The sequence below is a fragment of the Microbacterium sp. R86528 genome, from assembly GCF_044596335.1.
Lineage (GTDB): Bacteria > Actinomycetota > Actinomycetes > Actinomycetales > Microbacteriaceae > Microbacterium > Microbacterium marmarense.
The window spans coordinates 1,426,206-1,448,639 of record NZ_CP138996.1; the positions used below are offsets into that span (position 1 = coordinate 1,426,206).

17 protein-coding genes are annotated in these 22,434 nt (G+C 63.9%); 11 read left to right on the forward strand and 6 right to left on the reverse strand.

Features of this window, described 5'->3' with window-relative positions:
* Window positions 1-177 precede the first annotated feature (177 nt).
* The 5 genes from rfbA to SJY18_RS06760 all read left to right on the forward strand — a co-directional run bounded on the left by rfbA (window position 178) and on the right by SJY18_RS06760 (window position 6,499).
* On the forward strand, window positions 178-1,047 hold the full coding sequence (rfbA, locus tag SJY18_RS06740; RefSeq protein ID WP_396668823.1) for a glucose-1-phosphate thymidylyltransferase RfbA: 870 nt from the start codon (window positions 178-180) through the stop codon (window positions 1,045-1,047).
* The gene (gene rfbB / locus SJY18_RS06745) at window positions 1,047-2,045 is read left to right on the forward strand and encodes a dTDP-glucose 4,6-dehydratase (RefSeq protein ID WP_396668824.1); all 999 of its coding nucleotides are present in this window, start codon (window positions 1,047-1,049) and stop codon (window positions 2,043-2,045) included. The genes rfbA and rfbB overlap by 1 nt, the downstream gene beginning before the upstream one ends.
* On the forward strand, window positions 2,042-3,478 hold the full coding sequence (locus tag SJY18_RS06750; RefSeq protein ID WP_396668825.1) for a sugar nucleotide-binding protein: 1,437 nt from the start codon (window positions 2,042-2,044) through the stop codon (window positions 3,476-3,478). The genes rfbB and SJY18_RS06750 overlap by 4 nt, the downstream gene beginning before the upstream one ends.
* A 388-nt stretch (window positions 3,479-3,866) precedes the next feature.
* Entirely contained in the window at window positions 3,867-4,619 is a 753-nt protein-coding gene (locus tag SJY18_RS06755; protein ID WP_396668826.1) for a cohesin domain-containing protein, read from the forward strand.
* A gap of 53 nt (window positions 4,620-4,672) precedes the next feature.
* Complete coding sequence (locus SJY18_RS06760) at window positions 4,673-6,499, forward strand: amidase family protein (protein WP_396668827.1); 1,827 nt, start codon at window positions 4,673-4,675, stop codon at window positions 6,497-6,499.
* A gap of 913 nt (window positions 6,500-7,412) precedes the next feature.
* Here SJY18_RS06760 and SJY18_RS06765 read toward each other — a convergent pair.
* Window positions 7,413-8,693: a hypothetical protein gene (locus tag SJY18_RS06765; RefSeq protein ID WP_396668828.1), complete on the reverse strand. Its 1,281-nt coding sequence runs from the start codon at window positions 8,691-8,693 to the stop codon at window positions 7,413-7,415.
* The gene (locus SJY18_RS06770) at window positions 8,690-8,845 is read right to left on the reverse strand and encodes a hypothetical protein (RefSeq protein WP_396668829.1); all 156 of its coding nucleotides are present in this window, start codon (window positions 8,843-8,845) and stop codon (window positions 8,690-8,692) included. Before SJY18_RS06770 ends, SJY18_RS06765 begins: the two co-directional genes overlap by 4 nt.
* Before the next feature lie 910 nt (window positions 8,846-9,755).
* On the opposite strand from SJY18_RS06770, the gene SJY18_RS06775 reads away from it, so the two are divergent.
* The 4 genes from SJY18_RS06775 (at window position 9,756) to SJY18_RS06790 (ending at window position 15,295) form a co-directional block, all read left to right on the forward strand.
* Complete coding sequence (locus tag SJY18_RS06775; RefSeq protein ID WP_396668830.1) at window positions 9,756-11,408, forward strand: DUF222 domain-containing protein; 1,653 nt, start codon at window positions 9,756-9,758, stop codon at window positions 11,406-11,408.
* 95 nt (window positions 11,409-11,503) lie between these two features.
* A complete protein-coding gene (locus SJY18_RS06780) occupies window positions 11,504-12,814 on the forward strand; it encodes a UDP-glucose dehydrogenase family protein (protein ID WP_396668831.1) in 1,311 nt (436 codons plus the stop codon).
* 160 nt (window positions 12,815-12,974) lie between these two features.
* Window positions 12,975-13,319 carry a hypothetical protein gene (locus SJY18_RS06785; RefSeq protein ID WP_337339051.1) on the forward strand — a complete coding sequence of 115 codons (345 nt, stop codon included), beginning with the start codon at window positions 12,975-12,977 and terminating at the stop codon, window positions 13,317-13,319.
* Between the two features lie 188 nt (window positions 13,320-13,507).
* Complete coding sequence (locus SJY18_RS06790) at window positions 13,508-15,295, forward strand: hypothetical protein (protein WP_396668832.1); 1,788 nt, start codon at window positions 13,508-13,510, stop codon at window positions 15,293-15,295.
* Between the two features lie 126 nt (window positions 15,296-15,421).
* Here SJY18_RS06790 and SJY18_RS06795 read toward each other — a convergent pair whose 3' ends face one another.
* A complete protein-coding gene (locus tag SJY18_RS06795) occupies window positions 15,422-15,787 on the reverse strand; it encodes a response regulator (RefSeq protein ID WP_337339049.1) in 366 nt (121 codons plus the stop codon).
* Window positions 15,788-15,878: 91 nt separating this feature from the next.
* On the opposite strand from SJY18_RS06795, the gene SJY18_RS06800 reads away from it, so the two are divergent.
* Window positions 15,879-17,882, forward strand: a complete 2,004-nt coding sequence (locus SJY18_RS06800; RefSeq protein WP_396668833.1) for an ATP-binding protein — start codon at window positions 15,879-15,881, stop codon at window positions 17,880-17,882.
* On the opposite strand, the gene SJY18_RS06805 is transcribed toward SJY18_RS06800, so the two are convergent.
* From SJY18_RS06805 to SJY18_RS06815, 3 genes are read right to left on the reverse strand one after another with little or no spacing between them, the layout of a single operon-like run.
* Window positions 17,879-18,259, reverse strand: coding sequence for a hypothetical protein (locus SJY18_RS06805; protein ID WP_396668834.1), 381 nt, complete (start codon window positions 18,257-18,259; stop codon window positions 17,879-17,881). The genes SJY18_RS06800 and SJY18_RS06805 overlap by 4 nt on opposite strands.
* Window positions 18,256-19,116, reverse strand: coding sequence for an alpha/beta fold hydrolase (locus SJY18_RS06810; protein WP_396668835.1), 861 nt, complete (start codon window positions 19,114-19,116; stop codon window positions 18,256-18,258). The genes SJY18_RS06805 and SJY18_RS06810 overlap by 4 nt, the downstream gene beginning before the upstream one ends.
* Complete coding sequence (locus tag SJY18_RS06815) at window positions 19,113-20,930, reverse strand: thiamine pyrophosphate-requiring protein (protein ID WP_396668836.1); 1,818 nt, start codon at window positions 20,928-20,930, stop codon at window positions 19,113-19,115. The genes SJY18_RS06810 and SJY18_RS06815 overlap by 4 nt, the downstream gene beginning before the upstream one ends.
* 150 nt (window positions 20,931-21,080) lie before the next feature.
* Between SJY18_RS06815 and SJY18_RS06820 the strand changes: the two genes are divergently transcribed.
* Complete coding sequence (locus SJY18_RS06820) at window positions 21,081-22,364, forward strand: DUF222 domain-containing protein (RefSeq protein WP_396668837.1); 1,284 nt, start codon at window positions 21,081-21,083, stop codon at window positions 22,362-22,364.
* Window positions 22,365-22,434: the final 70 nt, after the last annotated feature.

The window sequence follows — 22,434 nt, forward strand, 5'->3', positions numbered from 1 at the left end:
CCTTTTCCCGTGGGGGTCAGCAAGCATGCCGTCTCGGTTGACTCCATTGGCGTCGACAGTCTTCCGCCATCGCTAACATTGAAGCCTCGTGGTTCGACAACGGACCAGTATCTTGCGCGTGGTGAATTCGAATCAGTCGGCGATCGCTCAAGAGCCACATTGGGTAGAAGGAGAATCTTGAAAGGCATCATTCTTGCGGGCGGTTCCGGCACGAGGCTGCATCCCATCACGCTGGGAGTGTCCAAGCAACTAGTGCCGGTGTATGACAAGCCGATGATCTACTACCCTCTGTCTACATTGATGCTCGCGGGCATTCGCGACATCTTGGTGATCACTACCCCGCATGACGCTCCATCTTTCGAGCGCCTGTTGGGCGACGGATCCCAGTTTGGTGTGAACCTCTCGTTCGCACAGCAGCCTTCGCCCGATGGCCTAGCGCAAGCGTTCACAATCGGTGCCGACTTCATTGGCGATGACAAAGTTGCACTGGTTCTTGGAGACAACCTTCTCTACGGCCCAGGTCTCGGTTCTCAACTAAAGCGCTACGAGAATGTTGAAGGCGGCGCGATCTTCGCCTACTGGGTCGGGGAGCCGACAGCCTACGGGGTGGTTGAGTTCGACGATGCAGGACGAGCGGTATCACTGGAAGAGAAGCCATCCGCGCCGAAAAGCAACTACGCGGTGCCCGGGCTGTACTTCTATGACAATGACGTTGTTGAGATCGCTCGTGGGCTTGCCCCGAGCGCGCGCGGAGAATACGAGATTACCGATATCAACTCGGCCTACCTCGAAAGAGGCGCGCTACAGGTCGAGGTGCTGCCACGGGGGACCGCGTGGCTAGACACGGGGACGTTCGATCAAATGACTGATGCCGGCGAGTACGTGCGCACCGTCGAGCGGCGCACTGGTTTAAAGATCGGCAGTCCCGAAGAGATCGCGTGGCGTCAAGGATTCCTCACCGATGGCGAGTTGCGAGAACGCGGCGAAAAACTGGTCAAGAGTGGCTACGGCGCGTATTTGCTCGAGATTTTGGAGCGCGGGCTCTGATGCGTAAGTTGCTCGTTACCGGCGGTGCCGGGTTCATTGGTTCGAACTTTGTGCATCATTTGGTTGAGCACACGGATGACCATGTCACGGTGCTGGATAAGTTGACGTATGCGGGCAATGTGCAGTCCCTGGCTGGGTTGCCTGAGGACCGGGTGCGGTTCGTGAAGGGTGACATCACGGATGCCGGGTTGGTAGACGGGTTGTTCGCTGAGGTGGATGCGGTGGTGCATTACGCTGCGGAGTCGCATAACGACAATTCTTTGGATAACCCGCGTCCGTTTTTGGATACGAACATCATCGGCACTTACACGTTGCTTGAGGCTGCGCGTAAGCATGACCGGCGTTTTCATCACATCTCGACCGATGAGGTGTATGGGGATTTGGAGTTGGACGATCCGGAGCGTTTCACCGAGTCGACGCCGTATAACCCGTCGTCACCGTATTCGTCGACGAAGGCGGGTTCGGATTTGTTGGTGCGGGCGTGGGTGCGTTCGTTTGGTGTGAAGGCGACGATCTCGAACTGTTCGAACAACTATGGTCCGTATCAGCATGTGGAGAAGTTCATTCCGCGTCAGATCACGAACGTGATCCGCGGGATTCGCCCGAAACTGTATGGTGCGGGTGAGAACGTGCGTGATTGGATTCACGCGGATGATCATTCCAGTGCGGTGTTGACGATTTTGGATCGCGGTGTGATGGGTGAGACGTATCTGATCGGTGCGGATGGTGAGAAGAACAACAAGGATGTTGTTGAGCTGATCTTGTCGACGATGGGTCAACCTGCCGACGCGTACGATCACGTCACGGACCGTCCCGGTCATGACATGCGTTACGCGATCGATTCAGCACGGTTGCGTGATGAGTTGGGGTGGATGCCGCAGTACAGCGATTTTGAGTCAGGGATCGCCGCGACCATCCAGTGGTATCGCGATAACGAGGCGTGGTGGGCTCCCGCGAAAGACGCGACCGAAGCGTTTTACGCATCGAAGGGTCAGTGACCGTGACCGACGAGTCCGCGATCGTGTTCAGCAAGCCGCTCGCGGCGACCACGACGGCGATTCCGGGGTTGGTGGTGTGGGATCTGCCCGTGCATGGTGATGCGCGTGGGTGGTTCAAAGAGAACTGGCAACGCGAGAAGATGGTCGCTGCCGGGTTGCCTGATTTCGGCCCGGTGCAAAACAACATTTCGTTCAACGACGCCGTCGGCACCACGCGCGGCATTCATGCCGAACCGTGGGACAAATGGGTGTCGGTCGCGACCGGCCGGATCTTCGGCGCGTGGGTGGATCTGCGCGAGGGCCCCTCGTTCGGTGCCGTGTATACGACCGAGATCGACCCGTCCCGGGCGATCTTCGTTCCCCGCGGTGTCGGCAACGCCTACCAAACCCTCGCCGCAGACACCGCGTACGTGTACTTGGTGAACGATCACTGGTCCCCCGCGGCGAGCTACACCTTCTTGAACCTTGCTGACGAGACCGCCGCGATCGATTGGCCCATCCCGCTCAGCGAAGTAGAGATCTCCGCGAAAGACCTCGCCCACCCCCGCTTGGACGCTGTGGTGCCGATGCCACCACGCAAAACACTCGTTCTCGGCGCAGACGGCCAACTCGGCCGTGCGCTGCGTGACGTGCTCGGCGACAGCAACGTCGAATACGCCACCCGCCACACACTAGATCTCACCGATCCTGACCTGGCCACCGCGAAACACTGGCGCGATTACGGCACCATCATCAACGCCGCCGCATACACCGCCGTTGATACCGCCGAAACACCCGAAGGACGCGCAGCCGCGTGGAACGTCAACGTGACCGCCGTTGCTTCGCTTGCCCGCATCGCCACCGCACACGACATCACCCTCGTACACGTGTCCAGCGACTACGTCTTCGACGGCACCAAAACCGGCGCCTACCTCGAAACTGACCCGATCAGCCCCCTCGGCATCTACGGACAAACGAAAGCCGCCGGCGACGCGATCGTCACCACCGTGCCCCGCCACTACATCCTGCGCACCTCATGGGTCATCGGCGAAGGCAAAAACTTCGTACGCACCATGCTCCGACTCGCCGAACGCGGCATCAACCCCGCCGTCGTCAACGACCAAACCGGCCGCCTCACCTTCACCACCGACCTTGCCACCGGCATCCAACACCTCATCAACACCAACGCCCCCTACGGGACATACAACCTCACCGCGTCTGGTGAACCCGCTTCTTGGGCAGACATCGCACGCATGACTTTCGCTGCTGCCGGTCACGACCCCGAGAGAGTCTCCGGAACCACCACGGCTGAATACTTCGCGAACGCCACCGCTGCGGTCGCACCCCGCCCCACCAACAGCACACTCGCGATCGAAAAACTCACCACAACCGGCTTCACCCCCGCCGCACAGGCCACACAGCTCGAAAACTACATCCGCAACACACACGCTTAGAGTCGGAGCGTCGCGCGGGAGAGGCCCTTCCTTGTCCGGCTGCTAGGTAGCGTCCGCGCCCGATGGCGAAGTCTCATACCCAGTGAAGTAGCCGTGCGTTCGCGACCGCTGCTGGCCATCGTTAGCTGAGCGCCCTCTGCACTCGCACGAGCGATCATCTGGCGTTCGTCAGGTCGCGCATTCAGCAGCATCCACAATTCCTCTGATGTTTTTTCTGGTGTTTGATCGGCTATTGCGAGGCGTGCGAAACAAACTCGAAACGATCCGAGACATCTGCGAAATCTGACCCGTGAAAGGTTGGCGTCACTCCCTTTGGACGCGTCGGTGCGTGGGTGCCGACGGCATTCGCGCTGGCGGTCCGTCTCCCCTGAAAGGAACCGGCACCCCCATGCCCCAGCTCACACCCACATCGCGAGCACGCCGCCCCCGCGGCCGTGCGCTAGCGACTCTGGCTGCGATCGCCGCAATGCTCGGCGGATCGCTCGCCCTGGCACCCGCGGCAAACGCCGCCGAGGCTGGCGACGTCGCCATCACGGCGCCTTCGTCGGTCACCGCCGGCGACACGGTTGAGGTCAGCATTGACGCTTCAGCCACCTCTGACCTGTTCGCCTACGACGTCACTGTCTCTTACGACTCGACCCTGCTCGAGTTCGACGCTGACTCCTCCACGTTCCCCGATGGCGGCTTCGACTCCGTCACCGAAGGCACCGACGAAGTGACCTTCACCAGCACCCGCCTCGGCACCTCACCGGGTCTCGAAGCTGGTCAGACGCTCGTCAGCTTCAGCTTCACCGCATTGACCGATGGCTCGGCAGACATCGCCATCAGCAGCCTCACGCTCGTCGGCTCAGCTGGCGACACGACGTTGCTGAGCGACGTCGACTCGGTCACCACCACCATCGACGCAGTCGCAACCACCCCGACGGCAACCCCCACTGCTTCGGCTTCAGCCTCGGCAACCGCCACGCCCACCGATGACGCAACCGACATCTCTGACTCGACCGACGCGTCGAGCACCGACGGCGACCTCGCTGTCACCGGTTCAGACGCAACCGTCTGGGTCGTTCTCGGCATCATCGCGTTCGTTGCACTCGCCGCAGGCGCCGTGCTCGTGCTGCGTCGCAAGGCGGTGAAGTCATGACCGCCACCGTTCCTTCTACATCAGCGTTCGCTCGTCCACAAAGGAGACTCCCGGTGACCAACACCAAGCGAGCCATCGCCACCATCGCGGTACTGGGAACAGTCGCCGCTGGCGCAGTGGCAACTCCCGCCGTCGCACTCGACACAGTTGAGCCGACCACCGCGTCGATGCTCGCACCGTTCTACACCGAGCTCGACCTCACCGGTGACGCACAGGTCACCACCGACGACCTCGGTGTTGCCGCCGACGCTCTTGGCACCACGGCAGATGACGCCGCGTGGTCGAGCGTTTCGGTCATCGACCTCGACGCATCGGGCGACATCACCGTCAGCGACGTCGCGGGCCTGGCCCAGCGCATGATCTATGACGACGGCGAGTTCGACCTGATCGAAGCGTCGACCATCGACATGCAGGCCGCCATGAATGCCGGCGTCACGACCTCGGTCGAGATCACGCAGGAATACATGGATCGCATCGACTTCTACGACACCGCTCTGGTTGACGATCAAGAAGGCGGTCGCCCGCTCAACTCGATCATCACCGTCAGCGACGCCGCACTTGCCGCTGCCGCTGAGGCCGACGCCGTGCGCGCCGCCGACGGCATGACCAGCATGCTGCTCGGTGTGCCGATCGCGCTGAAAGACAACTACAACACCTACGACATGGTCACCACGGCCGGTTGTGGCTGCTGGAACCTCAACCAGACCGCTACCGACGCCACCATGGTCGAGGGTCTGCGCGCAGACGGCGCGATCATTCTCGCCAAGGCCAGTCTTGACGAGTTCGCCTACGGCTTCACGTCGCAGTTCTCGGCGTTCCAGCCCGTCGGCGAATCGCTCTACATCGCCAGCCCCTACAACACCACGCAGACCGCGGGTGGTTCGAGTGGTGGCACGGGTGCGGCAATCGCCGCCAACCTCGCCGGCATCGGCTTCGGCACCGACACCGGTGGCTCGATCCGTGTTCCCTCGTCATACAACCAGCTCGTCGGCGTTCGTCCGACGGTCGGTCTTGCCAGCCGCGACGGAATCGTTCCGCTCGCACTGTCGCAAGACACCGGTGGCCCCATGGCTCGCAGCGTTCTTGACGCAGCCGTAGCCCTCGACGCTGTTGTTGGCGTCGACGCGGGTGACCCGATCACCTCGACCCAGGCCGGTCTTGTGCCCGAGTCATACACCTCTTATCTGGATGCTGACTCGCTTGAGGGCGTTCGCATCGGATACGTCGCATCGATGCTCGGCTCGAACACCACCACGCTTCGCCTCTGGGCAGACGCAGTGGCCACGTTCGAAGCAGCTGGCGCCACGGTCGTCGAGGTTGAAGCTCCTGAAGGCTTCGGCGACGTTCTCGGCGAAGGTTCGGGAAGCACGAACGAGTTCCGTCACGACCTCGAAGAGTACGTTGACGCCTACCTCGCACCCGAGGTAACAGCACGCACCATCGAAGAGATCGTCGAAACCGGCAACTTCGTGGTCTCGCGTCAGGGCACCTACGAGAGTCGCGCCGCGGTCACCGAAGAAACGTACGACGCATGGGCCGGAGAAGAAGGCTCGCACACCCTGCAGCTCGCTGCCGGCAAGGTGCTCGTGCACGACATGATGGACGACTACGACCTCGACACCCTGGTGTACCCGAGCGGAAACCCCTACCGCACGCAGAGCACCAACCTGCGCCTGAGCCCCAACACGGGCATGCCTTCGGTCACCGTGCCGATGGGTCAGGCCATCGAAGCCGACGACACCACCACCGGCGCCGGCGTCAACCTCGAGTTCCTCGGGCGCGACTTCAGCGAAGGAACCCTGCTGGGCATCACCTACGCCTTCGAGCAGGCAACTGAATACCGCACCACCCCGGTTCTTTACGGAGCACTGGTCGACTGATCCCCCGGTTAGTCAGGGCGGAAGTTTGCGGAGTAGGGCTCCGCGGGCTTCCGCCCTTTTCCGTTGGGCACGGCAGAAAGGACGACCGGCGCGCTCGGGCCCTACGCCACGTCCGCTGCGCTGCCAACCGATGCTGTGACACCGTGCAGTCGTCAGCAATGTTGCCCCTCCCGCATCCCGCCTGCTATTGAAAGCTAGGGGCCACGCCTGCACTGTTCCGTCACACGTTGAACTGCGCCGTCACCTCGATCGTGCAAAGCGATCAGCGTCGGCTCCTGGCCTGTGTCTGCGACGTTGACCGTGCCGTCGGAGGCGAGGCGGATCGAGCTACGGTTCATCGGCGCATGCGACAGCGGACAAGACCTTCTGCTCCGAGTAAACGGCAACAGCGACGAACTACAACTCGCAGAAGATCCAGGGCGAAGCCGCGAGCGTAACGGCGGCGGAGTTCTTCCCACAGAGCTCCGCCGCCTTCGGATGGGCGGGTGGGGCGGCGAGCAAGAATACGTTTGTGTGCGTTCACGCAGAGCGTCCTGCGAGCGGTTGCCATCGCGCTCGGTCGCGAGCGTACGCGAATGGCGGGAACCACGGCGGGGAACATCTCGCGCATTGTCTCCGCGCGCAGTTGGCGAAATGCCGCAAAAAATAGGCAACGCTGAGCATGTTCGCAACCGGTGACGCCCTTCAAGATGACTCGGTGGTCGAACTGGACTGTTGGAGCTAATGAGTCTCGCGCGAGGCTAGCGCCCATGCCCAGCACGCATGCCGCGCGGCACACGTCAGCATTTGCGTTTCCTACGCACCGATCGGCTGTTGTCTGGCCTTCTTCGGACATCAGTCGGAGCTCTGCTACGTCACCGCGGTAACGGCCATGCGAAGAGCGTCAATCCGACGAGCGGTGAGCATCCCACCCTCAGTGGGCTGCCAGACTCCCACGTTTGGCACGGACGTCGTTCGGAGCGGGCTGAGCGATCTTTCCACAACGGGCGAGCGCGTACCCGACCGCGAGCCATAGTGCGGTCGTAGACGCGGCGGAGGACGCCGACTCGGAAACCGCCGCCGTCGTAATCATCGCGATCGCGACCCAGATATCGAGCGACTCTCCCCGCGGGACCCTCGTCAACCCGCGTATGAGCCCGAACGCTACCGCGATGACTGCCAACAGCGCTGGCAGACCCAGCCACGCGAAATACAGGCCGAGCAGCGACTCCGATCCGGCACCGACCTCCGCGCCCGCAAGGGAAGCTTGGTAGCCGGTCACGCCGAACCCGACGCCGAGCGGCGCCCGGAGCGCCGTCATCACGCCGCTCAAGAGGCCCTCGGTATGGCTCGCTGTGTTCCCTTGCTCGATGAAAATGGACAGAGCATAGCCACCAAACGCTCCGGAGATGATCACCGCCGCGAACTTCCCCAGCTTGTTCCACGCCAGGAATACCACCGTGACCACGGTGAAGATAACGATGCCCGCGCGAGCGGTTGCGAAGGCAAGAGCAACCGCGATGATCAGCAACAGGGAGATACGCGCGAAGCCAAGCGTATTGCGCATGGCTGCGTATGCACCCGCTCCAAGAATGAAGCCCGCCACGGGTGGATTCATGAATGGTCCACCGGGGCGGAACACCACGCCTCCCGCGACATCGGCGTAATAAGCGGGCGGGAGATCATTTCGCATGGACACTTGAGTGCCGCCCACTGTCTCAAGGTAGTACCAGACTGGGCTAACAAGCGGCGCCTGTTGAATCTCCTCAAAGATCATCCAGATGGCCGTAAGCACAGCCACAACGAGCACCACGTTCCACAGCTTTCGCCAATGAATCATGTCCCGAAGAGCGAACCCCGCAACGGCAAGAGCGAACGGCAGGAGCACCTGCCGGGCCTGTGCGACACCAACTACCAGGTCTGGGGACCGCACGAAAGCGTAGGCCACAACCATCAGTGTGATGGCGACAACAGTGAGGGCGAGGTGGTCGCGCCGCTCTCGGCTGGATAGGAGGCGAGCCACGCCGACAAGGATGAGAACCGCCGCGGGGATGTCATCGATGAACTGAACCGCGTTCGACTCGAATAGCGAAATCAAAGGCATCTGCGCGAACCCGCAAAGCACAGCGAATCCGGCGAGCAGAGTCCAGGAGCGCCCGAGCACCAGGGCGAAACAGATTGCGAGCCAGGCAACTGCGACTGCCAGCGTGGTCACTTGATCGCGTGATCCCACTCGGCGTCAGCGATTCCGGCTACCTCGTTGGGGACGTGGCCGCGAATGTCACAGACGGTGGGGACGGATTGCACGCACCAGCGGAAGACGACCACAGTCGCGACGACGCTGAGTCCGGCAATTACCCAATCCATACCCGCGATCATAGCGCGGGATATCGCAAGCGCTGCTAGTGGATAGGCAGGCATCCCGATCCTGCGCCACCTCACCAAAAGAAATCCCACTACGACGCCGATGAGGAGTTCAAGGAATCGCGTAGGCGGGAGGTCATAACGACCCATCGGACAAGCCCTCGATGCGTGAACGGCGAGGCCAATGCGACGATCGCGGCACGAGCCAGCCTTAGAAAAACTCGGTAGAACAACGCTTCGCACCACGAACGCCAGAGGTCGGGGCTCGCCGCGTATCAGAACGCGGGATTTGGTATCCAAGACTGGAGGAGCATGAAGGCGACTAGATCCATTGCGGAGAAGTCATTCGTCAGAATCCTCGCCGGAGGAAGAGCCTCGCAGCATTGGTTGGCGGTCACCGTGCCGATGGGTCAGGCAGTCGAAGCCGACGACACCACCACCGGCGCCGGCGTCAACCTCGAATTCCTCGGGCGCGACTTCAGCGAAGGAACCCTGCTGGGTCTCACCTACGCCTTCGAGCAGGCAACTGAACACCGCACCACCCCGGTTCTTTTACGCCCTTTTTCGTGGGGTCGGCGAATTTTCGTTGGGTCGGCGAACGCGCTCAGCGGGGGTTGCGACGAATGCGCCAGAGCGCGATCACGCTCAACAGCGCGGGAACACCCAGAAGCAGGGCGAGGGCAGAAAGGGTATCCATGAAGCAGGTCTGTTCGTTTATGTGGAGCTCGTCGAAAGTGATAAAGCGAGCCTAAGCCCGCGAAATCGGCCGCATCGGCAACCTGCGCAGAGCCGCAGACAATCCTGAGCCTGCAAGCAAAAGCGGCGCAATTGCCCAGCATCCTCTCGTTCATAGTTTCTAACAGATGCTGATCACGCAACTGTCAATGTCGGAGGTATGAGCGACAATAGAGGCATGACCAACAACGACATAGAGCTCGAGATTCGCGAGACCGCGATCTTGACCGAGCTGCTCGACACGGTCACCGAATCGCGCCGACTGATTGCCCAGCACCAGGCCATCGAAGCCGCCGCACTCGCCCAGGCGGGCCACATCGGAGCAGCCCGCTCGGCGCGATTGTCTGCTCGCGCAACCCTCGAACGCGAAATGCCGATCCGCTCTATCGCCGCGGAGTTCGGCACCGCCATGCACGTCGCCGACCGCACGGCCCAAGCACAGATCAACGACGCGATGAGTCTCGTCGACGACTACCCAGAAACCTTCACCGCCCTGCACGAGGGACGCATCTCGCGCAGCCATGTCAACACGATCCTCAACGCGGGCGCACCCCTCGAAGGCGCCGAAGCACGAGCCCAGTTCGACCACGACGTAGTCAAGATCGCCGAAGTCGAGACCGCCGGGCGTCTGCGCCGCTTTGCCGATGCCCTCGCCGAGACAGCCCAACCACGCACCCTCAACGAACGCCACCTCGACGCCCGCGAAGAGCGCTCGGTGCGAGTGTTTGCGCTCCCCGACGGCATGGCCCAACTCGAGGCGCGCCTTCCGGGAATTCTCGCGCACGGCATTTTCGACCGCATCACGCAACAAGCACGCCTGATCAAGAATGTTCGGGATGCTGCGCCCTCCCCCGACGCCAATGCCCCATCCGACGCCTCGCCCACCGACGCCTCGCCTGGCGCCTCGCCCGCTGCCGATTCACCATCCGACACCTCGCCTGACGCCTCGCGCGCTGGCGCAGAGCTTGACGGCGCGACGGGTGCCGCCGATCGCGACGTGCGCACCATCGATCAGATTCGCGCAGACCTTCTCGCCGACATGCTGCTGACCTCTGTGCCCGCGGCTGAGCCCAACGAAGCTGATGGTGACGGCACGCTCGGCGCGATCCGCGCGGTCGTGCAGGTGACCGTTCCTGCCGCAACCCTCGCGGGCACGGCAAACATCCCCGCCGATCTCGCCGGGTTCGGCCCCGTCGATCCCGAGACGGCGCGAACACTTGCTGGCGGCGCCTCCGGATGGGATCGCGTATTCACCCACCCCATCACTCGCGAAGTGCTCACCGTCGACCGCTACCGCCCAAGCGATGCGCTCAAACGCCACTTGCGTGCCCGCGACCAGCACTGCCGCTTTCCCGGGTGTCGCACCGCGGCCGTGCGATGCGACATCGATCACACCATCGATGCGGCCCTCGGCGGAGCAACCGAAGCGCGAAACCTCGCTCACCTGTGTCGGAGGCATCACACCCTGAAACACGCCACACCCTGGCGGGTGGTGCAGCATGCCGGCGGAGTACTCGAATGGACCTCGCCCGCCGGCCGCATCTACACCGACAAACCACCCGGAGTGATGTTCTCACCATCACCTCCAGACGACCACGTTCATCCCGATGACCATTCGGGTGAATCGCCCGGGTTCGCCGATGCGCTGGACCATCCGCTCGACGCCAATGCTTCACATGACGATGCACCCGACCGCCCACTTGACACTGACGCCCCACTCGACGCTGACGCACCGCTCGACGCTGACCCCACAACACCGACTCAGCTCGAAGGCTGGTCCACCGCCTGCGACCCCGACGACGAACCCCCGTGGCTGCGTTCGGCCGGTTGAATTCGGTGCCGACCACTCGTGTGCAAATCAACCTGGTATATAGCGAATACGATTGATGCCACACGACTTGCCCCTCCCCTTAGTTTTGGAGCTTCATGCGTCTTTCGGTTATCGGCTGCGGATACCTCGGAGCCGTTCACGCGGCAGCGATGGCATCGATCGGTCACGAGGTTGTCGGTATTGACGTTGACGAGCGCAAGGTCGCCTCACTCTCCAAGGGTGTCGCGCCGTTCTTCGAGCCCGGACTGCAAGAGATCCTCACCGCGGGCATCGAATCAGGGCGCCTCACGTTCACGACCGACATGGCTGCAGCATCCGGCGCCAAAGTGCACTTCATCGGCGTCGGCACCCCGCAGCAAAAAGACGGCTACGCGGCCGACATGACCTACGTCAACGCCGCCGTCGACGGCCTCGTGCCCTACCTCTCTGAAGGCGACATCGTCGCTGGCAAGTCGACCGTGCCCGTCGGCACCGCCGCAAGCCTCACCCCCCGCGTCGAGGCCACCGGCGCCACCCTCGTGTGGAACCCCGAGTTCCTGCGCGAAGGCTGGGCCGTGCAAGACACCATCGACCCCGACCGCCTCGTCGTCGGCGTGCCCGCAACCGACGCCGGTACCACCGCCACCGACGTACTGCGCGAGGTCTACCACCCCGCGGTCGCCAAGGGCACCCCCTTCATCGTCACCGACCTCGCCACCGCCGAACTGGTCAAGGTCTCAGCCAACGCGTTCCTCGCCACCAAGATCTCGTTCATCAACGCCATGGCCGAAATCGCCGAGGTCACCGGAGCCGACGTCACCCAACTCGCCGACGCCATCGGCCACGACGCCCGCATCGGCCGCCGCTTCCTCGGCGCCGGCATCGGCTTCGGCGGCGGCTGCCTACCCAAAGACATCCGCGCCTTCGCCGCACGCGCCGAAGAACTCGGCCGCGGCGAATCCGTCGGCTTCCTCCGCGAAGTAGACGCCATCAACCTGCGCCGCCGCGAACGCGCCGTCGAACTCGCCGTCACCGCCGCCGGCGGCACGGTCTACGACAAGAAGATCACCGTGCTCGGCGCAGCCTTCAAACCCCACAGCGACGACATCCGCGACTCGCCCGCCCTCGACGTCGCCGTGCGCCTGCACGGCCTCGGCGCCAAGGTCACCGTCACCGACCCCGCCGCGATCGAAAACGCCTCCCGCGTGCACCCCCAACTCACCTACGTCGAAGGACGCGACAACGCCCTGCAGGGCGCCGAGGTCGTCATCGTCGTCACCGAGTGGGACGAATACCGCCGCGAACTCACCCCCGCCCACGTCGGCGAACTCGTCGCCAACAAAGTCATCGTCGACGGCCGCAACTGCCTTGACGCCGCCGCCTACCGCGACGCCGGCTTCACCTACTACGGCATGGGCCGCCCCTAACCTTCACCACCAATCCGCGCGGTGCACACAGCGGCACCGCGCTACTGAATCAACCGGGTGAAAACTTCACCCGGTTGATTTCGGCAAGTCGCGTAATGAATCACTTGGTTCGACGTCTCTTCAGTAGACCCCTCAAGACGTCACCAAGGAATCCCGCCACATGCTGAACAATTTCGAACTGCTCTCCCTGATGCACGTCACCGCTTCAGGCATCGCTACCGTCGGGCTCTGCCTTGCCCTCGTAGCCGCAGTGGGCGTGTTCATCGCACTGGCCGCCGACCGCCCCGACAAGCTCGTCGGCCCCACCGGACTGCTCATTCTCGCCGTGCTCGGCGCAACCGTCGGCGGCGCCGCCCAAGAGTGGTGGCAGCTGATCACCGCCGTTGTCGCCGGAGGCACCGCCATCGTCGCCGGACTGATCGTCGCCCGCCTGCTCCGCACACGCCAGCAGCCCGACGCACCCCAGACGTCCATCGACCGCATCCCCCTCGCCTCCTGGCAGTAAGCGGGAGTGCCCACCCAGCCAGTGGTCGTTCATGGGATTCATAGGATGCTGACGCCCAACTGTCACCTCACAAATTGCGACCGCCGCTCACATGATCGATAGCCTGAAACGAACGCTCGACAACGGCGCATTCCCGGCGCTGACGCCGACACCATCGATGATCGCTGGCCGACGAACCTGGGGTTCTTATGCAGACCACGACACTCTCTAGGCGCACGCGCGCCGTCGCCGTCGCGGCGGCTGCCGTATTGCTGCTCGCCGGTTGCACTGTTGCCACTCCAGAGGCCGAAAGCGCCCCCGAACCGACCGACACCGGCGCCGCCGCGACAGCGACGGCTACGCCCGCGCCGAGTGACGACGACACCACGCAGGCCGACGGCGCTGAAAGCGATGAAACCGACGGTGCGGCCAATGACGCATCGACCTATCCCGAGGCTGCTCCTGCGCCGTACAGCGCCCCTTACAGTGCTCCGTATGCGGCGCCTTACACTGCGCCGTACGCGGTGCCGGGCGAGGCGTCGGGCGACACTGGTGCCGGCACTGCTACGGGTGGCGGCGGTACTTCGAGCGGCAGTAGTAGTGGAAGCGGTTCGTCGAGTGGCAGTGGGGGCTCCGGTGCTACTGGCGGTTCCGATAGCGACAGTGATGTCGACCCTGAGCTTGCGATCTCGCACGACGACTCGGTGTACCTCAACTCGAGCGTCGGCACCCTTACTTTCGACTACGAGAGCTACTCGGTCGGCAGCGGCGACTCGTTCGACTGGCAGGGCACCTCGTGGAACAACTCAGATCAGCTGCAGTTCGACGTGAGTGCCACCCACGACAGCTCAACCACTCCGGCAACATACTTCTCGACGAACACGAACCAGAAGACGGTGCACACCCTGTCATCTGACGGCGACGAACCAGACGAGCTGCACTACGCGTTCTGCGGCGACCTCAACTTCACCGCCTTCGGTGCCGCCAGCACCTCCACCTGTTTCGGTCAGGGCGAATGGGGCATCGACAACAACTGGTGGGTCGGCGGCAGCGATTACCAGACTCACGACGGCGAGATCTGCTACATCAACCCCAACGAGGTCGGGGCGATGGGCGCGAGTGCGGTGGCGTGCATCAATCCCGACATTTCGTCAGACACGTTCGCCGTCGACTCGGGCGGCACACACTCGAACTTTCTCTCGTTCTACAGCTTCGAGCAGCTCACCGTCGTCAACACCGAACTGCAAACCGCGCTCGACAGCGTGGTCGAAAAGCTCAACTCAGCCGGCGTGCTCACCAACGCACAGACCACGGCCATCACTCACGCAATCGACGCGAAGGTTCCAGCCGGCGTGCCGCTCGTGCTCAACTCGCCCTCGTCGTGGGAGTTCAGCTGCGCCGACTCGTGCACCGACACCGACGACTACTCGATCACTTCTGGTCAGCTGTGGGCGGGGCTTCACTCCACCACCGACTACGACGGGCTGCTGTGGAACGCGGGTCTCGACAACCTGGCGATGAACAACATGAGCATCAACGCGACCGCTGGCCGCAATGCCTCATCTGACGTCGCCGACTGGTTCACCGGCGAAATCGCGAGCGGCGCCATGATCGGTGCGGGCACGCAGAACGGAACCGCCAGCCCGTCTGAGTTGAACTTCGCGGTGTGCGGCGACCTCACCCCACAGGGCGGCAGCTTCAACAACGACCCCATCACCACGTGCATCGGTCAGGGCCACAACGCTGATGACTTCGATGCGAACAACTGGTGGATCGGCGGCCCCAGCTGGCAGGCAACCACTCCCGTCGCGCTCGACAAGATCATCGACGCGATTCCCAACACCTTCGTCCGCGACTTTCTCGAGGTCATCGCTGACGACACCGAGGCGCGCATACTCATCGACGTCGACCGGCTCACCGCCCTGATCACGCTGAGCGGCAACGCCGTCACCGGCGACGCAGTCGACGGAGCCGTGTTCGTCGTAGGACTGGGCTAGTCATAGGACCGGGCTAGTCATGGGACCGGGCCAACTGTGCGGCTGGGCTAGTCGTGGGACTGGGCTAGTCGTTCGACCGCGTCAATTGTGCGGCTGGGCGAGGTGAGGCCGGTGCTAACTGTGCGATCAGGCAGCGATGAGCGAATCGACGCGGGCGGCGAGCGCACGCGGCGAGAACGGCTTCGTGAAGTAATCGTCAGCGCCAGCATCCATCGCCCGTTGACGATCGATGTCTTCAGAACGCGCGGTCAGCATGAGAATCTTCGTCTGCGCGTACCGCTCTGTTGCGCGCAATTCGAGGCACACTTCGAGCCCGTTCTTTCGCGGCATCATCCAATCGAGAATGATCAGATCTGGCAGTCGTTCAGCGGCGGCTTGCAACCCGAACTCACCGTCAACGGCCACGTGAACATCGTGACCTGAGAGTGAGAGCTTCATCTGAATGAGCCCGGCGACATCGGGGTCATCCTCAACCACGAGAATAGCGGCCATGGAGGTCCTTCCTCGGGGAGAGTGGGTAGCGTAATCATACGACCTTGAGCCCGTTTTGCGACAGTAGCCACTCCCGCACTACGGTCGCATCATGCAACCGCTCTTGCCATCGCAACGGCTTGATGGTGGCGAGGGCCCCGGTTGGGTCACCTCTTGGTGGATCTGGGTGGGCGCCGCGCTCACCGTTTTCGGGCTCGCTACCCTGGGCGTTTATCTGCGCCCCGAGGGCACCAACATCGCGGTGTGGTGGCCCGCCGCCGGCTTCTCGGCAGCGTTCGTGCTCGCCAATCCGCGCCACCGTCGTTGGGGTGCAATCACCCTCATATTCGTGTCGACGGTACTCGCCAATATGGTCGGCGGCCGCGACATCGACATCTCTCTCGTCTTCGGCATCGGCAACGCCGCCGAAGCCGGAATGTTCGTATATATCCTCGAACTAGGGCGCCGGCGGTTCGTGCTGCGCACGGTCTCAGATGCACTGCGATTCATCATCGCTGCTGTTGTCGGCGGCTGCGTGATCGGAGTGCTCGCGGGCCTCGCCATCATGACGTTCGACGGCGGATCATTCGTCACCAGCGGACTCCATGCAGCGATGTCGCACTCGGCGGCGATCATGATGATCGCCCCGTTCGCCGTGCTCCCCCCTCTCACCAGCGAGAGAGCTCCATGGGGCGAAGTGGCGCTGCAATCAGTGCTGCTGTTGCTGTCGCTCGTGATTGTTTTCGGCGTCGAGAATCAGCTGCCCCTCGCCTTCGTTCCGCTGGCATTTCTTTCGTGGGCGGCGTTCCGCTTTCCTGCGAGCATCGCGATCGCGCAGGTGCTGACCACGTCGATCATCGTCATCTTGGTCAGTGTGGCCGGCTTCGGTCCCTTCGTAGACGACTCGTTGCATCCCGACGAGCAGGCGGCCGTCATCGTGACGTTCTTGCTCGTGCTGGCCGCGTTCACCCTGTTGTTGGCGGGCGGGCGCACCGAGGTGATTCTCGCCGGCCGCGCGGCCCAGAATGCCTCGCAGTTGCTGTCGTCGGGCTTCGTCGACTCACAGGTAGCCCTGGTGCTCGCCGACGTGGTCGACGACGAGTGGGTCGTGCGCTGGACGAACCGCGCTGCCGCCGCGGTGCTCGCCGACGAGGTGAGTGCCGACAGCCGCTGGCAGGGCGAGCTGGCCGACCAGGCGAAGGCAGCACTCGAGTGCGGCGACGTGGTGTCGTTTCAACGCATTGCGGGTCGAGAGACGATCAACGTCGTCGCCAATGCGGTCGATGGTGACGGCAGCCGCATCGCAGTGCAGATCGTTGACGTCAGCGAAGCCGTGCGGGCAGCCGATGAACAGCTCGCCGCCGAGCGCGAGCGAAGCGCCGTGCTCGCGGCGAAGATCGAGCTCGAACGCCAGCGCGAAGACTTCGTCGCGACCACCAGCCACGAGCTGCGCACCCCCATCGTGAGTGTCGCCGGCTACACCGAGATGCTGCAAGATTCCACCGAGCTGCGCGGCACCGAACGCGAGTGGGTCGACATCATCGCCCGCAACGCCGACCGTCTTATCGAGCTCGTCGAGGGCCTGTTGTCACTGAGCCGTGCTGCGCAGGCGCCCTATGAGAAGGGCATCAGCGAGCAGGTGCAGATCGCTGAGATCGTTCAAGACGTCGTGCGCATTCAGTCGCCATTCGCCGCGAACCGCGGCGTGGCACTGCAGGTCGGCGCCCTCGACGGCAGCGTGACGAGCGTGCGCAGCGATCTTGCTCGTGCGATCGGCAACCTGGTGTCGAACGGCATCAAGTTCACGCCCGACGGCGGCCAGGTCACCATCGAATCGTTCGTCGCAGATGCCGCGACCGTGATCAAGGTCACCGACACCGGGTCGGGCATTCCCGCAGAAGCGCTGGCGCACGTGTTCGAGCGGTTCTATCGCGCACCCGACGCTGAGCGCAACAACACCCCCGGCACCGGCTTGGGTCTCGCGATCGCGGCAGAGCTCGTGCACCGCAATGGCGGCACGGTCTCGCTCGAATCACCCGAAGAGCGCGGCACGATCGCGACGGTGCGGTTTCCGATTCGAACGCCCACCACCACGATCGACGTGATCGGCGCCTAAGCCCACCACCCGAACACCAGGCTCACCGGTGCGAGCACGGCGAACGCGCCGAGTGCGGTGCCGACAATGGGCAGCGTCTTCGAGACGCCGGGGCGTGCTTTCACCAGGGCGATGATGCCGAGAATCAGCGCCACCAACCCGAGCAGCCCGACAACGGGCAGCACGACGATCAGCAGCCACAGCACCGCGTTCATTCCCGGAATCAGCGAGATCAACACCAGCAGCACAGCGGGCGAGAGCGCAACCGCGGCGACGATCACGGCGGCCAGCCCGAGCCCTGAGCGCCCTCGCGTAGCAGGCTGAGATGCAGCCGTCTGCTCGCTGAAAGCGGCGTCGTTCGCAGAAGGCGGTGTGGATCCAGGCGCAGAAGTGGTCATGCGGTGAGCGTAGCGGAGCGCGCCTTTCGGCGGCGCCCCCGCAGCGAACGCGGCACGTCTCCGTGTTGCGGTGCGACGTGCGCAAGAATCTTGCGCCAGTGCGTCGCGATCGCAAGCCCCGCACCCTCGGCTCGCACCGTGCGAGCGTCGAGCAGCCGTTGGCGAAACCAGCGCCCGTCGATGTCGGTGCTCACCTCCGGGTGATCCTCGCCATACACGAGCAGGGTCTCGGCGCGCACGCGGTCGAGCCGAGCCAGCCAGTCGCGCTGGTCGAATGCGAGCTGATCACCACGAACGCCGGCACCGCCCTGCCGCGCGGCGAGTGTCAGCATCCGCTCAACACGACTGCTCGCCGCGGTCCAACTGGGCTCGCTCTCTGAGATTCCCAACATCGACGGCGTGAACGGCTCATCGGCCGACACCTCGTCAGGAAAATGCTCGGGAGCGGGCGTATCAACCAGCACCGCCCGATCGACAAGCTCAGGATGCTGCGCCGCCAGCGCGAGCGCCACAAGACCGCCGGCACCCCATCCCACCACTCCGATCGAGCCGTAGTCGACGCCTTCGAGCATCGCTGCCTGCCGTTCGACGCCGTGCAGATAGCTCGAGATATCGTCGGCGTGACGGGCGAACGAGGCATCGGCATCGCGACGCCACGGGTCGCTCGCGCCATACCCCGGCCGCTCGGGCGCGATCACGCGCACTCCCCACTGCGTAGTGACGAGCGGATCGGGGTCGAACTCGCTCGCGCCGGGCGAGGGGTGACACAGCAGCACCAGTCGCCGAGCGACGGGGTCGCCGAGATCTGACATTCCCAGGCTGCGGCCGTCGCGCAGCGTGACCTGTCGCGCCGTCATCGGTCGCCAATATGCAGTGCGCCTTTGACCCGCTCCGCCGTCTGGGTGGCGAGCGCTTCAGCCGAATCGCGGATCACGTTCACCGCCGACGGGTCGCCTTTCAGCAGCGCCATGCCGGTATTCTTCGCGAACTCCGCGGTGATGTGGGGCGGCAGCGGCGGAACGTTCTTGCTGACGTAGGCGTCGATGAGCGTGACGCCGCGGTGCGCGAGAGCCGCTTCCATCGCGGTCGCGGCCTCATCGTCGCTCTTCACCCGAATGCCCTGAAACCCGACCAGTTCGGCCCAGCCGGCATAGTCGACCGACTCGACGTTCTGCGAGCCCTCCCACAGCGGGTTGGCGTCTTCAGTGCGCATCTCCCACGACACCTGCGCAAGGTCGTCGTTGTGCAACACGACGATGATCAGCTGCGGCGATTGCCACTGCTGCATGTACTTCTTGATCGTGATCAGTTCGTTCATGCCGAGCATCTGAAAGGCGCCGTCGCCGATCGTGCACACCACGGTGCGGTCAGAGTAGGCGAACTTCGCGGCGAGCGCGTAGGGCATCGCCGCCATCATCGTGGCGAGGCGGCCCGACAGATCTCCGCGCATGCCCTCGCGCAGCCGAATGTGGTGGCCATACCAATCGGCCGAGGTGCCCGCGTCGGCCGTGACAATCGCGCCGTGCGGCAGGCGCTCGTTGAGTTCGTAAAACACCCGGCGTGGGTTCACCCCGTCGGAGTAGTCCACCATCGCCTGCGCCTGCATCTCGCGCTCCCAGCCGACCATCTCTTCGGCGACCTTCTCTTGCCATGACAGGTCGGTCTTCTCGGTGAGCTGCGGAATCACGGCGCGCAGGGTCGAGGCGACATCACCCCAGAGGTTGAGTTCGGTGGGGTACCGCGTGCCCAGGTGCTCGGGACGCAGATCGACCTGCACCGCGCGCGCCTGGCCGGTCTCGGGCATGAACTCGCCGTAGGGGTAGTTCGTGCCGAGCATCACGAGCGTGTCGCATCGCTGCATCTGATGCAGGCTCGGCAGCGAACCCAGCAGCCCGAGTTGCTGCGTGTGATGGGCAACATCGGAGCTGATCACGTCTTTGCCGCGAAGCGCGGTGATGATGCCGGCACCCGCCAGTCGGGCGGCCTCGAGCACCTCTGCGGTGGCGCCCTGCGCGCCCGCGCCCACGAAGAACGTCACACGCTCACCCTCGTTGATGATCTTCGCCATGCGTGCGATCTCATCTGCGGGTGGTGTGATCTCGATAGATGCGGGCTTCGCGCTCGAGCGCGAGACCCAGTGCTCAGGTTGCGGAGCCTCGGCGTCAAGCGCCTGCACGTCGTGGGGCAGCACGATGACCGTGGGCTGGCGCCGCGCGATCGCGGTTCGAAACGCGGTGTCGACGACGACCTGCGCCTGTTGCGGAGTGGTCACCGTCTGCACGTAGGCGGCAACGTCGGCGAACACCCGCTCGAGGTTGTTCTCTTGCAGTGTGGCAGTGCCGGCCGAGGCGAGACCCTGCTGGCCGACGATGGCAACGACGGGCTGGTTGTCCATCTGCGCGTCATAAAGACCGTTCATCAGGTGGAATGCCCCGGGGCTCGAGGTGGCGATGCACACGCCCACCTCTCCGGTGAACTTGGCATGCGCGGTGGCCATGAGTGAGCAGAGCTCTTCGTGCGTGGGGCGGATGTACTCCAGCCCCTCGCCCGCTTTCTCGGCGCGCCCGAGGGCCCCGTCGAACTCTCCGATGCCGTCACCGGGGTAACCGAAGACCCGCGAGACACCCCATTCCTGCACTCGATCGATGATGAAGTCGCTGACTGTAGGCATGCCTCCAGTCAAGGCCGATGGCGAGCCGATTCCAAGCCACTTGACAGCGCTTGGGGGTGCGCTATCCTCCCCAACTCGGCTCTTTGAGCTCCTGTCCACAGCGACCACGCCACCAGGCCGAGTGTCGTAGGTATGTTCTAGTCTTTAGCTATGTCGATCGACAGTTCGAGCCCCACTCCCGAAGACGCCGAGCGCGCTGCGGATGGCATCGACGACGTGGTCGGCTTCGCCCAGCAGATCACGCAGATCGCGGCAGCTCAGCTCGAAGCTCTCGTCACAGTGCATCAGGTTTCATTGGCGGATGCTGCGCGGCACGGCCGCGAACTCACCGACGTCGTCGAGCGTGGCATTCGGCTTGAACTCGCTGCCGCATTGCGCGTCACCGAAACGGCAGCCAGCAACCTGTTGCATCTCGCCGATGCGGTCGTAGTGCGTTACCCGACGGTGCTCGACTCGATGCGCGCAGCGCGCATGACGCAGCAGCACGCCGAGATTCTGGTTGACGCCGTCGACAAGGCAGAGCCCGAGTTGCGCGATGACCTGCTGCCGCGGGCGATCACCCTCGCCGAGGCCGAGCCCGTGGGAACGTTTCGTCGCAAGGTGAACCGGCTGGTTGAGGTTGCGCGGTCGGTCACGTTGCCGCAGCGACACGAAGAAGCCCTTGAGCAACGGCGTGCGTACGTGTCGCCGGGCGATGACGGCATGGCCTGGCTGGCAATTCTGGCTCCTGCCGTTGAGGTTCACGCCGCATACGGGCGCGCAACCGCGATGGCCAAGGCGATGCTCGAGGCAGAGGGCGAACACCGCACCCTTGATCAGTTGCGGTCCGACGTGTTGTGCGACCTGCTCATTGACGGCGAGGTCACTGATGGCTCACCGGTCACGCGGGGCATTCGAGCGAACGTCACGGTGACTGTGCCCGCGCTCGCGTTGCTGGTCGACGACGAAGACGCTCGCGCAGCCGCCGGGCTCGCACCGGCCGAGGTCGAGGGCATCGGGCCTATCCCACTCGAGCGGGCGAAGCAGCTGTGCGGTGGAGACGGCGGGTGGATGCGGGTGCTCACCCACCCAGAGACCGGAATGGTTCTCTCGGTCGGGCGAGATCAATACCGACCACCCGCTTCGTTGAGGCGGTTGGTCAGGTGGCGAGCCGACAGATGCATGGCACCGGGGTGCGGACTCACCGCCGCCAGATGCGAAATCGACCATACGGTCGCATGGGAAGACGGCGGCGGCACCTCACTCGACAACCTGAGTCCGATCTGCCGAGGGCATCATCGCGTCAAGCATCATGGCGGCTGGACGGTCACCCAGATCGCCGACAGTGGCGGCGCGCTGCAGTGGACCTCGCCCACCGGGCGGGAGTATGACGTCTACCCCGAGCGCCGCGTGGTGGCGTTCCGCCCGAGCGACGAAGGCACCGCACCGTTCTAGCGGGCGCAGGGTCGTCGGTTGGTGAGTCGTCGGGGTGAGTCGTTCGGGCTGGCGCGGAGTCGCTTCCAGC

Excerpts from the sequence above, each read along its gene's own strand:
- rfbB (WP_396668824.1), top strand. The coding sequence starts at position 1,047 with ATGCGTAAGTTGCTCGTTACCGGCGGTGCCGGGTTCATTGGTTCGAAC.
- SJY18_RS06755 (WP_396668826.1), top strand. The coding sequence starts at position 3,867 with ATGCCCCAGCTCACACCCACATCGCGAGCACGCCGCCCCCGCGGCCGT.
- SJY18_RS06770 (WP_396668829.1), bottom strand. The coding sequence starts at position 8,845 with ATGGATTGGGTAATTGCCGGACTCAGCGTCGTCGCGACTGTGGTCGTC.
- SJY18_RS06775 (WP_396668830.1), top strand. The coding sequence starts at position 9,756 with ATGACCAACAACGACATAGAGCTCGAGATTCGCGAGACCGCGATCTTG.
- SJY18_RS06780 (WP_396668831.1), top strand. The coding sequence starts at position 11,504 with ATGCGTCTTTCGGTTATCGGCTGCGGATACCTCGGAGCCGTTCACGCG.
- SJY18_RS06785 (WP_337339051.1), top strand. The coding sequence starts at position 12,975 with ATGCTGAACAATTTCGAACTGCTCTCCCTGATGCACGTCACCGCTTCA.
- SJY18_RS06790 (WP_396668832.1), top strand. The coding sequence starts at position 13,508 with ATGCAGACCACGACACTCTCTAGGCGCACGCGCGCCGTCGCCGTCGCG.
- SJY18_RS06795 (WP_337339049.1), bottom strand. The coding sequence starts at position 15,787 with ATGGCCGCTATTCTCGTGGTTGAGGATGACCCCGATGTCGCCGGGCTC.
- SJY18_RS06800 (WP_396668833.1), top strand. The coding sequence starts at position 15,879 with ATGCAACCGCTCTTGCCATCGCAACGGCTTGATGGTGGCGAGGGCCCC.
- SJY18_RS06805 (WP_396668834.1), bottom strand. The coding sequence starts at position 18,259 with ATGACCACTTCTGCGCCTGGATCCACACCGCCTTCTGCGAACGACGCC.
- SJY18_RS06810 (WP_396668835.1), bottom strand. The coding sequence starts at position 19,116 with ATGACGGCGCGACAGGTCACGCTGCGCGACGGCCGCAGCCTGGGAATG.
- SJY18_RS06815 (WP_396668836.1), bottom strand. The coding sequence starts at position 20,930 with ATGCCTACAGTCAGCGACTTCATCATCGATCGAGTGCAGGAATGGGGT.
- SJY18_RS06820 (WP_396668837.1), top strand. The coding sequence starts at position 21,081 with ATGTCGATCGACAGTTCGAGCCCCACTCCCGAAGACGCCGAGCGCGCT.